Below are 12,821 nucleotides of genomic sequence, written 5' to 3' on the forward strand. Positions count from 1 at the left end.
AAGTATGTTGTCAAATTTACTTAAGAACAATTTATTAAATATTTATATTAAAGGAAGTGAAAGCTCTATGGGGTTTATGAAACGCAATATAGCGCTGTTATGTATATTTTATATATGGCTTGTTGCATTTACTGGGTTTAATCCGGTACATGCTCTTACAGCATCTGAATATAAAGGAGCGACAGAAAATTATTCGAAGGTAAAAGGTTACCAATCAGAAGGTGAAAATATTAACTTTCTAAGTGGTAGGCTTAGCTATGAAGTGACAGACGCAGTCATACCTGGCAGCAATGGAATGGATATTGTCATTTCTCGGAGTTTAAATACCAGTGAACATGTATGGGGATTCAATGGTCAAATTGGCAGTATGAGTAATTGGCGACTCGAAGTCCCAAGGATAATCATACCAACAGTCCCGCTGGGTATTACCAGAGGGTGGTATTCGATTTGGCCTAGATATGATGAAACTGAATACGACAAATACATAGAAAAAACACCGACCACCCGCACAGGTATTTGTAATGACCCTTACCCAGGGGATGGCAGAGCCTCTTATCTAAACAGTGGTGGGATTAAAATAGCCAAAAAATATTGGTCAGGTATGAAGTTAAAAATACCAGGGCACCCTGAACAGCAATTGTTTAAAAACACGGATTCCGCACGTTACCCTTCGGTAAAATGGGTGACGACAAGTGATTGGGTTGCCACATGTACTTCTGATGGCAATGGTTTTATTGTTAAATCACCCCAAGGTATCACGTATACAATTGATATAGTGCAATCTATGTATAGTCTAACTGGGATGGCTTACCAATTTAATCATACGGGCAATAATACGTTATTTGCCTCAAAAGTCTCGAATGTTCACGGTTCTGAAGTCACTTATGAATACGAAACTCATGGGGGGCTTTTTATGCCGAAAAATCCTGATGGGTTCGTTAAATCTCATTTTGAGTTGCCCTGGATTGAACAAAGACTGGTTTCGATTAAGCGTGATTTCGATGTAAATATTACCATTGATTACGATACTTCCTTGGTTGCTTTACCTGGCTCTTGTTTACCTGATGGCAACTGTGAAGAGATTATTGTTACACCTGCGGCATTAAACGAACGCATAAAAACCATTAGTATAGAAGATGGAAGCACCTTGTTTTATGGCTATACTAAAAATGATAAAGATAACCGTCACTATTTAACTTCTTTCAGTAAAGGTGATGAAAAATGGCTATATGGCTATTCAGAAGACAAAAAATCGTATCGTGATGAAGCGCTCTATGAACCAGATTATTATGGCCCTAGGTTATTGACCAAAGTGACTCTACCTGGTGGGGGCACCATTGATTATGCTTATAAAGCTTTTAGTAAACTCAGAAATGATCCGTATCAAGAGAATATCAAGCTACATACCAAAACAATCAATGATGGTGCGGCAGACATTGATACATGGACGTTTAATTATGAAGACACGCAACATGATTCAAAAGATGCCATAAAGGTTACAACAACAAGAAACCTAGATACCACCGTTAAAATATTTTCGGATGATAAATCATTTCAACATGGCCGATTACTCAAAGAAAGCACCACAAGCTATGATACTAGCGACACGGTGTCTGAGACAAAATCGATAACATATACCTATGCATTAATTGCAGATATTGGCACATTTACCTTTTTGGACTTTCCTGAAGATTTACCAAAGTCGCTCACTTCAAAGGTTAAATTGACGAAACGAGTTGTTCGCCAAGATGCCAATGATTACACCACAAAGTACCTAACTCATGATAACTATGGTAGGCCGACTAAAATACAAGAAACCTTTAACAGTAAGTCGAAATTTACTAAACGGGCATATCTTAATCAAACCGGATCTAAATGGTTATTAGGTTTACCAACGACTGTCAAAGTGGCAGATGAGGATGTTGATACAAGTTATAAAACAGTATCAGAAACGGTGTATCATGATGCAACAAGTGCTGAAGGTGCCTATGCTGAATTAGGCTTACCCTATGAGCAAAAGCAATTTGGCCGTTGGGTCAAACGGTTTATCAAGTACGATAGCAAGGGCAACTTAGAAAGAGAAGAGTACAATGTAGCGAGGACGCAAGGTGAGGGAAATCGGTTTACTGAATATTCAAGGTATAAACATGGTATAGCCCGCACAGTGACGGTACCAGCAAGAGATGGTACAGGCAATATAAGCATGTCTCGAATAGTAAACGACAATGGCTGGATCACACAGGAAACAGATTTAAATGGCGTCGTCACGAAATATAGTTACCATACTTCGGGCAATATTAAAGGCGTAAACTACACAAAAGATAGCACAACAGGTAATGATTGGTTCGATAAGCGCTATACATGGGACTACACAACGACTGGTAGCCCAACTCGCACAATACAATATTGTAACTTAGATAACTGTGAAAAAATAGCAGGTTATACCGTTACTGAAACCTATGACGGATTAATGAGACTAAAAACCGTTGAAAAAACAGATGGTGTTGACACGCGATATAAAAGCTTTACTTATGACAAAAATAATCAGCAAACATTAGAGACATTTTGGTCAGGATCAAGTGGTAACTTAAATGGTATTGGTACTACTTACGACGGATTAGGTCGAGTGTATAAAGTTGCTACCAGTGGTTTAGGTGAAGTGGCCTATGACTATCTGGCTAATAACAAAGTAACAGTGACAGACGCTAAAAGTTATTCAACCACCAAGACCTATCAGGCTTTTGGTATGCCTGAATATAAAAGTGTGGTGGAAATAGCATCTCCAGAGAATATCACAACCACGATTGACATAGATGTTTTTGGTACAATGCGCTCAATAGTACAAAGCGGTTTAAATAAAGATAACAAGGCCGTGTCGAGCACGCAGTCATTGTATTATGATACTTACAATCAATTGTGTTTGACCGTTCGTGAAGATGTGGGTGCCACAGCGTTTTCTAAGAATGCACTGGGTGAAACAAACTGGACAGCGCAAGGGGTAAGCTACAATGCAGAAAAGCCTGCGTGCATTGCAAAACCTACCAGCATCGCAATAGGATATGGGCTAGATAACCTCGGAGAGGTTAAGTCAATTACATACCCTGACACAAGTGGCAATGTAACCTATGTAAAAGACAACGTAGGTAATATTACATCTTTAACTGCCGGTGGTGTTATCCATACATACACTTATAACAATCAAAACTTACTTAAATCTGAGACGCTTAATATCGACGGTTATTCAGCCGAATTAAGGTATAAATACGATGATTTTATGCACCTTAATGCCACTGTGTATCCTGACGGTACAGAGGTTGTATATCAACCAAATAGTTTTGGTGAAGCAACAGAAGCACAAACTTATGAGTTAGTTGAAAGTACTTCAACACCTTCGCTAGTAGTAAAACACAGCTTTGCCCGCACCGCATCCTATCATGCAAACGGTCATATAAAAGCATTTACTTACGGTAATGGTGTAAAACACACCACAGAGCTTCATACATTAAGTAATTTGCCAAAACAAATTCAAGACCTAGATGGCACCACATCGATTGTAGATCTTACCTATACGTTTGATAGTAACGCCAATGTGAGTAATATAACCGATGCATTGAGTAGTGGCAGTTATAACCTAACCAACATGACATATGATGGTTTAGATCGCCTAACTTCCATAAACGCAGGCACAAATGTTGGAGGTGCAAAGGCAGGCAGCACGACCATTAAATACGATGGCCTTGGTAACATTGAACAGTATACCGTCTCAACGGGGCGCGATTTAACCTACACCTATGAAAATAACCGCCTTAAGTCTGTCTCGGGTTATGGTAATAAATACAGTAACTTCCAATACGATACACGGGGTAATGTCAAACATAATGGTGAAAGGTCATTTGTATATAATAGAGCAAATCAATTAGCCAGCTCAGGAACAAACACGTACGTATATGACGGCTTTAATCGACGAGTAAAACAGCAAGATGCCAATGGCGTGAGTTATAGTATGTATAGCCAAGATGGCACATTACTTTATCGAGAAAAGGGGGCGTTATCGGGCGCTGGTACAAACTATATTTATTTAGGCCAAAAGCTCATTGCTAAATATGGTGATGTAACACCACAAACGGTTGCACAAAGCCGCCAGCATTACCGAGCATTTGGTGAAACGATAGAAACACCAAAAGATGATGTGGGTTATACAGGCCATAAGTTTGACACAGATTTAGGCCTAAGCTATATGCAGGCACGATACTATGATCCAGTTATCGGGCGTTTTTATTCGAATGATCCGGTTGGATATACTTCAGAAAACCCTGTTATGTCGTTTAACCGCTACTTGTATGTTAATAATAACCCATACAAGTATACCGATCCGAATGGTGAATTTTTTGATGCCGTATTTGATATAGGGTTCATCGGGTATGACTTGTACGACATGGCTGTTAATGGTGTTAATGCGACTAATTCGGCGTCTTTAGGTGCCAACGTTGCTGGGTTATTTATTCCCGGTGCTACGGGCCTTGGGTTAGGTGTAAGGGCTGCCGATAAAGGTACTGATCTCGCACAAGCAGCACGAAGAACATGTTGTTTTGTTGCCGGAACTCAAGTCTTAACCGAAGATGGCTATAAGAACATTGAGAATGTTAAGTTAGATGAAAAACTGTGGGCAAAGAATACCGATACCGGTGAGCAAGACTGGAAACCAGTAACAAAAATATTTGTTGAACCTGACCGTGGTATTTACGAAGTTAAATTGATTGGTGAAGATGGATTCGAACAGAAGATTCAAGCGACGGATGATCACCCATTCTTTGTGATTGACAAAGGTTGGAAGCAAACGATTGAGTTAGAAGTCGGTGATAAGATTGAAACTGATGGTCATGGTTTTATGCGGGTTGCAAGTGTTATTGATGAGAAACGCTTAGACTTAACTTATAACTTTACTGTAGCTGACTTTCATACTTATTATGTTACCAAGAAGAATGTTTTAGTTCATAATTGTAATTTAGGTACTAAGTCAGTTTTGACAAACAAACAAGCAAAGAAAAGTGCTGAAGGGTTTGGGTTCAAAGACGTAACAGGGAATGTTCCTAAGGCTGTAGAAAAGCAAGTTGGTAGGAATCCTGTATATTATGACAAAAAGTCCAAGTCATACTTTTCGCCTGACAAAGCTGGGCATAGGGCTGATAATGCGTGGAAACGGTTCAATTCATCAGGAAAAAGAGAAACTGGAATCTTTAATAAAAAAGGTAAATTTGAAAAGGTAAGTGAATAGAGTGGAGTATTTCAAAAGAATTCGGGAAAAGTATGACTTTGGTGTTTTGTTCGAAGTAGGTCCATACAATAGGTTCAAGTGTGGAAAGCGAGTAGAATTAACGGGAGAAAAAGTATCCCCCCACACTCTCATAGATAAGCAAAATTTGATGGAGAAGGTTTCAAGCCAAGTTAATAATCTGATTGAAAAAGAGTTTCATAATTCAGAGTACATGGTGCTCTTAAAATTTGAAGAACTAGCTGAAGAAATGAGTTATACACTAGAGAGTGTTATGTTGAATCTTGGTGTTGTTGAGTATCATGTAATTGAAACTGCATCATACGAAGATATCGATAATGAACTTTTCAGTTTTCTTTTTCTTATTGATGTAACAAACTGTGAGTTTCAGAAGATTATTAGGGCTTTTCTTGCTCGCCATATCGATTTAGAGCCTTATGTTATGGCTGAGTTATTTATTGTATCGAAAGATCTAAGTAAATATGCAAACTTATATGATGATAGAGGAATGGACTTTATTGAGTTGGAAAAATAATGTGGGGCAGGTACACGAAATTTAACAAGACACCCAACGTAAATTGATTGTTTTTCATTCATTGCCTATCTTTTAGGTTCAGATTAAAAGATAGGCAACTCCTCGATGGCCACAGCACGCAAAAGATAAGTGAGTTTAACGGATACCAAATACTACCATTGTATTTCACGGTGTGTGCGTCGTGCCTATTTGTGTGGTGAAGATAAGGTAACAGGCCAATCGTATGAACATAGAAGAGGGTGGATAGAAGATAAACTACTTGCGCTTTCCAAAGTGTTTTGTATTGATGTGTGTGCTTATGCAGTAATGAGTAATCATACGCATATTGTGCTGTATGTGGATGATGTAAAAGTGAAAAGGTTAAGTGATAAAGCCACTGTTATCAGGTGGCATAAGCTGTTTAAGGGGACTTTATTAACACATAAATATATGAGTGGTGAAAAGCTCAGTAGCGCCCAACAATCCTTTTTAAATGAAGAACTGACAGAGTTTCGAACACGTTTATCGAGTATCAGCTGGTTTATGCGGGTACTGAATGAAAGCATTGCCCGAAAAGCGAATAAAGAAGACAAGTGCACAGGCCGGTTTTATTCGCAGCCACCCATGGCGCTCACCCTACGGGCTGCCTAAAGGCATTCAAATTAATTCCTTATTAATTTGTGGGACGGGTGCTTTAAATCTCAAGCCTTACTGGATGAAGCTGCACTGGCGGCCTGTATGGCCTATGTTGATTTAAACCCGATAAGAGCGAAAATGGCTGACACGCCAGAAACGTCAGACTACACCAGTGTTAAAACGCGGTGTGAACATGCCAAAGAAGGCAAACAACCCAAACAATTGGCGCGTTTTGCAGGCAGCCCTAGAAAACACATGCCCAAAGGTATGCCGTTTGAATTAAAGTCGTACTTAGAACTGGTAGAATTAACAGGTCGATGTATGCGAGCAGACAAACGAGGCGCTCTCAACCCCATTAACTCCCCTATTTTAGACAGGCTTAACATAGCCCCTGAAAACTGGCAAAAACTCACCACGCAATTTACCAAAGTATTTCATGGCGCAGTAGGGCGACCACAAAAGCTTGATAATTATTGTGCGAGTTTAGAAATTAAACGGCGGGCTAACTACAAACAGTGTGAAAGGTTGTTGGCTTAACGTTTGCTCTATTAAGATAACCCTCTAACATGCTCTAATCAAAGACTACAGCATTAAGGTAATAGATGAGTCATGCACTATGAGGGCTGATTGATACTATTTTGCATGATTTGAAATATACAGCTTACATTTCAAGTTTCAATTTATGAAATCGGCGATATCCTTGTGATATTCTTCGGAAGCTGGCTTAATTTTTGAATGGGTGTAATTCGTAGATTGCCCGTAGATTTTCGTAGGTTTTTCCTATAGTACTTTTTAATGGCTTTTGCTGTGAATAAAGTGGTGAATGTGAGGGCGCTGATGAATGGCAACAGGCGCTATAGTGCATGTGACTTTTACGATGTTTATATTCCGCATTAAGTCAGCTTTTGCTACCGTGATATTATGATAAAGTGCGCTCGCTACGTTCCTTTAGGGGTTTATAAAAAATGAAAAATATACTGATTGTACTGTGTGTAGTGTTGAGTGGCTGTAATATGACACAAAACCACAAGTTATCTACAACTTTACCGAGCACCAGCTATACGGGTAAGGGCACACAAAGTGGGCCTATGCTTATTGGCGCGATGGGCCCAGTAGGCATGGCCGTGGGCATAGCGATTGATGCGGGCATTGCGAAAGAGATTAGTAAACAGATAAACATACATCAGCAAGATTGGACAGAAAAACTCACATTGGCCTTAAATACGTATTTTGTGAGCCAATCTATTTACACCATCGATAAGATTGATATGTTTGCTGAGCGCAAAAATAATGATTTGGCGTATGCTCAAGTGCTTGTATCTGCTAAAGAGAAAAACTGGTGTATTCAAACCATGGCGGTAGAGCTGGATAAGTTGAAATCGAGCGATATTTTTTGGTCTCAACTCCTCTTAGGGGTCGAGTCACAATCATTGTGTGACGCTTAAATAAAGTGAATATATTCGGCTGAATACTGAAGGTGAGATACACAATGATAGATGAACAGTAATATGATGAATGCCATGTTATGTGGGAGCATGGCATTCATACTTTATTCTATAGGGTTAATCTACCAAGGCATTTTACCCATTTTAATGCCCCTTAAATCTTGAGCATTACCCCAATGGTTACATGTGGAAGATACAACTAAGTCAACGGAGCTTTGGGCCGATGCGTACGCTGTTAAGGCAATACTCACGAGCTCCTTATAGCTGGGATCAGTACTACTCACCGAGAAACGTTTGGTAGTAGCACAGCTACTCATTGCTGTTTTGTCACCATCAATATCAACAAATAGAATACTTTTTCCACCACTACTATAGATGCCTGCACCTATAATGGTACGACTTCGAAAGTAGTCATTGGCGAAAGCAGTATTACAAAGTAGCATTAGGGTGATAAGTGTTAGGTGTATTTTCATGTTTGATGGTTCCTGAAGTTAATGTTCATAATTTTGCAGTGTGTTTTTGAAATAAGTTATCTTATTCTCAAATGTGTTGCTTTAGAGAGATGGCCAAATTTACACTCTTGGTAAGTTTCGTTATGGACGAGTAACCCTTTATTCGGCATAAAAACGGCAAGTGCCATGGCGTACATGTCTTTCACATTTGGGTCGCCAAAAGTTACCGGTTTGACCACAGGTTTTATCCGTGATTGTAGTGTAAATCAATTGAATGCCACCATGTGACATGACTTGAGTAATGGTGCCCCAGTTTTTCTTCCAGCCCGCGTAACTTGACCCAGATAAGCGTAAAAGCGATAGGCGCATAATTCGTAGTAGCATGATAAATTAGTCCTAAAGTGGTATTGAGTGTTGAATATTGATGTGAATATTGATGTGAATATGGGATTATATCGTATATGAGTGTGTTATGACTATTGCAGTATTTACAGTGCATCTACATCTTCACCCCAGCGTGAGTATGTGAGCGCACCAAATACTCTGATTTTTTACCGTTGGCGTGTGCGGATAATATCATGAAGAATTGTTGCTGTCCTGCTTTTGGGTATTCGTGTTTTATCATCTAATAAGCATTTTTAGCACAGGTTGGTCAGTTTGTTCTTACACTACTATTTAAACGAACATAAACAAGGCGATGACTGGCTCTGAGGATGACATAGTCAACCGTCTTGACAAACTAATGAATGAGCTGACTGCCATGAGTGTTGCTATTACAATATTACATTGATTGGCCCTAATTAATACAATGTTGAGTACTTCATAGGAGCATATGCGGTATCAGGAGGATCGGTTTTAATGTATTTTTTCTACCGTAATCTTACCATGAGATAAACCACCACCGCATGAGTAATCAAGCTTGGCGAATACCTTTCCAAATTTAACTTTGAATTTAACTCGCTGAACGTTAAAAGCATGATTGACTTTGTCATAGCGGCTATTTCCGTTGAAATTATAAAGGGTGCATTCTGCTAAAGCGGATTTATAATCGTCTCTCATGTCTGACACAGTTACTCGGTATGCAGCGTTACCAGATATAGCAATGCGCTCCGGCGGTGCTTGCCAAATCCAATTTTCTGGCAAGTTAATAAATGCGGTTTGTTTGATAGCACTAAAAGGCGCGTCAGTAATTGATATGGTGCTGGTGCCAACGGCGAGTGCATTACGCGAGGTGATACCTAATGAAAATAAGATTATGCTTTTTTCATCTTTATTCTACTAATGTAATACGATGTATTTTTCAAGCGTATTTTGCCTGCTTTTTCAGGTACAATCAATTTATAGACTCAGAACTATTGACTAGAGAAAAGGGTATTGATTGTGTTTGATGTAGTGTATTTTATGTAGATAAATGATGCTGAGTTTAATAATGGAAGTAAGGTGGAGAAAAACGTAGGGGCAAAAAAAACGCAGCTAAGAAGCTGCGTAAATTGAAATTCAGGGATGAAACAATGCTAAATAACTGCATTCATAAGTTATGACTCACCAGAATTGCAAAAGTTCAATAGGTTTAAAAAAAGATGACAAAAAAACGATTATTTATACCTTTGCTGTTTATATTGGGTGGGTGCGCAACGGCACCACCAAAGCAACCTGATGATTTATGTAAAATTTTTCAGGAAAAAGAAGATTGGTATTATGATGCCAGAGACGCACAAGAAAAGTGGGGTGCCCCAAAGCATGTGTTGATGGCAATGATGTATCAGGAAAGCTCATTTAAACATGATGCGGCTCCGCCAATGGAGTACTTTCTATGGATCATTCCAACAGGCAGGGCGAGCTCTGCATATGGTTACTCGCAAGCTAAAACAATGACCTGGGCAGATTATATTCGTGAGTCAGGTAATTCAGGTGCAGACCGAGATGATTTCGAAGATGCCATTGATTTTATGGCATGGTTTGTTTATAAAACCCATAAGGTAAATGGTATTTCTAAGTGGGATGCTTACGCACAATATTTAAATTATCACGATGGTTGGGGCGGCTACAAGCGCGGTACTTATCGTAAGAAAAAATGGTTGATGGCCGTGGCGAATAAAGTAAAACACCGTGCGAGTCGCTATGGCGCACAACTGAAACGCTGTGAAGCAGATTTAGATAAAAACTGGTTTGAACGTTTATTTTTTTAAAAACAGCTTATAAAAACGTAATGTTAAAGCACCAAATTGATGGTTTGGTGCTTTATTTCTAGTATGCTTATTTTGTTGCTGTTCGTTGTTGTGGAAATACTTTGACTTGCTTAATCATGTTTTCTTTAATTTCAATAATTTCAATTGGATAGCCTGCAATACGCATTCCGAGCTGTGTTTGAGGAATATCTTCTAAATACTCTACAATTAAGCCGCTGAGTGTTTTTGGCCCTTCAGTTGGCAGCTCCCAAGTCATTTCTTTATTGATATCGCGAATATTAGCGGCACCATCAACCAGTACTGAACCGTCGCTTTGTACGTCTACTTCGTCACTTGTCGCGCGTGTCTGCGTGGTTGTAAAGTCACCTACAACTTCTTCAAGAATATCCTCGAGTGTGACCAACCCTTGAATATCACCATACTCATCAACAACTAAGCCAATTCGCTCTTTGCTTTGTTGAAATTTCAGTAACTGCGTATTTAATGAGGTGTTCTCAGGAATATAGTAAATTTCTCTAACGGCACGCAACAATGAAGGCTTATCGAATTGCTCTTTAGTAAGTAGCCTCAGCGCATCTCTGGAGTGAATAAAGCCAACAGCATCGTCGATTTGGTCACGATAAAGCAATACACGGGTGTGTTGTGCATTGGTGAGTTGCTTAGAGATGTCTTTCCAATCGTCATTTATGTCTATTGCGTTAATTTCATTACGCGGGATCATTATATCTTCAACGGTAACTTGCTCTAAATCAAGAATGGATGTGAGCATATTTTGGTGATTTGAAGGCAGTAGCGCACTTGACTCATTCACCACAGTTTTAAGCTCTTCTTTACTGAGGCTATGCTCTTCTATTTGCTGATTTGAGATGCCAAAAATACGCAACATCCCATTGGTTATCCAATTTACCGCGATAACAAAAGGGAAAAGAACTTTAAGTAAACCCTTAAGAATTATTGAACTGGGAAAAGCGACCTTTTCTGGGTAAAGTGCGGCCAATGTTTTTGGGGTTACTTCAGCAAAAATGAGTACCACGAGTGTTAATACAAATGTAGCAATGGCAATACCCATATCACCATACAGGCGAATGCCGATGATTGTGGCAACTTGCGCAGCCGCAATATTAACGAGGTTATTACCGATAAGGATCAGGCCGATGAGCCTATCAGGTCGACGTAGTAACTTACTAACACGTTTCGCTGCTTTGTGATTTTGTTTTTCGAGATGGCGTAACCGAATACGGTTAATTGACATGATCCCTGTTTCAGAGCTTGAAAAGTAGCCCGAGATCAAAATAAGCAAACCCAATATTATAAATAGGGTGCTTGTAGATATGTCGTCCAACAGAGGAGTCCTTTTTTTCTTACGAAAGCGTATTAAGCGTTAGCTTGGATTGTTAGTCAAGTTAAAACTTACCAAGTATCACTTCTTGAATGAATCTGCTGCCGAAATAGGCAAGAGTAACCAGTCCTGAAGCGCTGATAATAGTGAACACGATGGGTTTCCCGCGCCAACCCAAATAGTGGTGACCAAATGTAACGGCTGTAAATATCGCCCATGAGAGCAGTGACAATACGGTTTTATGTATAAATTCCTTTGCAAACATCCCTTCAAGAAATATAAAACCAGACAATAAAGCCAAAGTAAGTAGCGCAGTGCCAACTGTAAGTAATTGATATAATTGACGTTCAACCTGCATAAGAGGCGGCAGGTGGCTATGCATGATAGCTAAGTCTTTTTGTTTTAAACGTTTATCAATAAAGAAGAACTGAATGGCGTATAAAGTAGCAATAATAAGCACACAATACGCTAATAACGATAAAGAGATATGTGTGACAAGTCCAATATCGACATTAATTGATTGCATAACAATATGATGAGGTATAAACAAACTGGCTGTTAATAGAAGCGCAGCAAACCCATAGACAACAGGCAGTAACAAGGTTGCCGGGAACTTAAGCGACACAGTGGTAACACTAACAACAATGACCCAGCATGTCAGTAATGCGACGTTGACGGTGCTTAAATCTTGCCCTTCAATGGTAAACACAGAATTCACTAAAACAAGCATATGTGTCAGTATCGCGAGCGTACTGAGTATGATTGTCAATTTATGGCTAGGCCCTTCTTTATGAAAGAGGCGAGATAGTACATGCCCGGTGGCAAGCACATAAAAAACGCTGGCAATAAGAGACAAGCTAACAATCAACATATGATTAAGGCCTAATAATTAATTTCCTTTGATAGGCTATTGTATTTTAAGCCTAGCCGCTTGCATAGAGTTTCTAAAAAGAATCTTTGTCTGCACTTGAATA

The 12,821-nt window shown here is 39.3% G+C and carries 9 protein-coding genes and 1 pseudogene; 6 read left to right on the top strand and 4 right to left on the bottom strand.

Annotated elements, in window-relative coordinates:
• The first annotated feature begins 4 nt into the window (after window positions 1-4).
• The 4 genes and pseudogenes from PAUR_RS05130 to PAUR_RS05145 all read left to right on the top strand — a co-directional run bounded on the left by PAUR_RS05130 (window position 5) and on the right by PAUR_RS05145 (window position 7,867).
• Complete coding sequence (locus tag PAUR_RS05130) at window positions 5-5,275, top strand: RHS repeat-associated core domain-containing protein (protein WP_192506742.1); 5,271 nt, start codon at window positions 5-7, stop codon at window positions 5,273-5,275.
• A gap of 1 nt (window position 5,276) precedes the next feature.
• A complete protein-coding gene (locus tag PAUR_RS05135; RefSeq protein WP_192506743.1) occupies window positions 5,277-5,807 on the top strand; it encodes a DUF3885 domain-containing protein in 531 nt (176 codons plus the stop codon).
• A 129-nt stretch (window positions 5,808-5,936) separates the two neighbouring features.
• Window positions 5,937-6,959 (top strand): annotated as a pseudogene (locus PAUR_RS05140) (transposase).
• A 428-nt stretch (window positions 6,960-7,387) separates the two neighbouring features.
• A complete protein-coding gene (locus tag PAUR_RS05145) occupies window positions 7,388-7,867 on the top strand; it encodes a hypothetical protein (RefSeq protein ID WP_192506744.1) in 480 nt (159 codons plus the stop codon).
• A 122-nt stretch (window positions 7,868-7,989) separates the two neighbouring features.
• Here the strand turns inward: PAUR_RS05145 and PAUR_RS05150 are convergent, their stop codons facing one another.
• Window positions 7,990-8,340 (bottom strand): hypothetical protein, encoded by a 351-nt coding sequence (locus PAUR_RS05150; protein WP_192506745.1) that lies wholly within the window; start codon window positions 8,338-8,340, stop codon window positions 7,990-7,992.
• A gap of 138 nt (window positions 8,341-8,478) precedes the next feature.
• Window positions 8,479-8,703 carry a hypothetical protein gene (locus PAUR_RS05155; RefSeq protein WP_192506746.1) on the bottom strand — a complete coding sequence of 75 codons (225 nt, stop codon included), beginning with the start codon at window positions 8,701-8,703 and terminating at the stop codon, window positions 8,479-8,481.
• A 673-nt stretch (window positions 8,704-9,376) separates the two neighbouring features.
• Between PAUR_RS05155 and PAUR_RS05160 the strand changes: the two genes are divergently transcribed.
• Together PAUR_RS05160 and PAUR_RS05165 are read left to right on the top strand one after the other, a co-directional pair.
• Window positions 9,377-9,601 (top strand): hypothetical protein, encoded by a 225-nt coding sequence (locus tag PAUR_RS05160; protein WP_192506747.1) that lies wholly within the window; start codon window positions 9,377-9,379, stop codon window positions 9,599-9,601.
• Between the two features lie 298 nt (window positions 9,602-9,899).
• Window positions 9,900-10,508, top strand: coding sequence for a transglycosylase SLT domain-containing protein (locus tag PAUR_RS05165; RefSeq protein ID WP_192506748.1), 609 nt, complete (start codon window positions 9,900-9,902; stop codon window positions 10,506-10,508).
• A gap of 67 nt (window positions 10,509-10,575) precedes the next feature.
• Here PAUR_RS05165 and PAUR_RS05170 read toward each other — a convergent pair whose 3' ends face one another.
• Both PAUR_RS05170 and PAUR_RS05175 read right to left on the bottom strand, forming a co-directional pair.
• Window positions 10,576-11,850, bottom strand: coding sequence for an HlyC/CorC family transporter (locus PAUR_RS05170; protein ID WP_192506749.1), 1,275 nt, complete (start codon window positions 11,848-11,850; stop codon window positions 10,576-10,578).
• 61 nt (window positions 11,851-11,911) lie between these two features.
• Window positions 11,912-12,718, bottom strand: coding sequence for a cytochrome C assembly family protein (locus PAUR_RS05175; RefSeq protein WP_192506750.1), 807 nt, complete (start codon window positions 12,716-12,718; stop codon window positions 11,912-11,914).
• Between the last annotated feature and the right edge of the window lie 103 nt (window positions 12,719-12,821).

The sequence above is a fragment of the Pseudoalteromonas aurantia 208 genome (genome assembly GCF_014858725.1).
GTDB lineage: Bacteria > Pseudomonadota > Gammaproteobacteria > Enterobacterales > Alteromonadaceae > Pseudoalteromonas > Pseudoalteromonas aurantia.

Bases quoted from the DNA above. Each gene is read 5' to 3' on its own strand.
- PAUR_RS05130 (WP_192506742.1), top strand. From the start codon at position 5: ATGTTGTCAAATTTACTTAAGAACAATTTATTAAATATTTATATTAAA.
- PAUR_RS05145 (WP_192506744.1), top strand. From the start codon at position 7,388: ATGAAAAATATACTGATTGTACTGTGTGTAGTGTTGAGTGGCTGTAAT.
- PAUR_RS05150 (WP_192506745.1), bottom strand. From the start codon at position 8,340: ATGAAAATACACCTAACACTTATCACCCTAATGCTACTTTGTAATACT.
- PAUR_RS05155 (WP_192506746.1), bottom strand. From the start codon at position 8,703: ATGCTACTACGAATTATGCGCCTATCGCTTTTACGCTTATCTGGGTCA.
- PAUR_RS05160 (WP_192506747.1), top strand. From the start codon at position 9,377: ATGTCTGACACAGTTACTCGGTATGCAGCGTTACCAGATATAGCAATG.
- PAUR_RS05165 (WP_192506748.1), top strand. From the start codon at position 9,900: ATGACAAAAAAACGATTATTTATACCTTTGCTGTTTATATTGGGTGGG.
- PAUR_RS05175 (WP_192506750.1), bottom strand. From the start codon at position 12,718: ATGTTGATTGTTAGCTTGTCTCTTATTGCCAGCGTTTTTTATGTGCTT.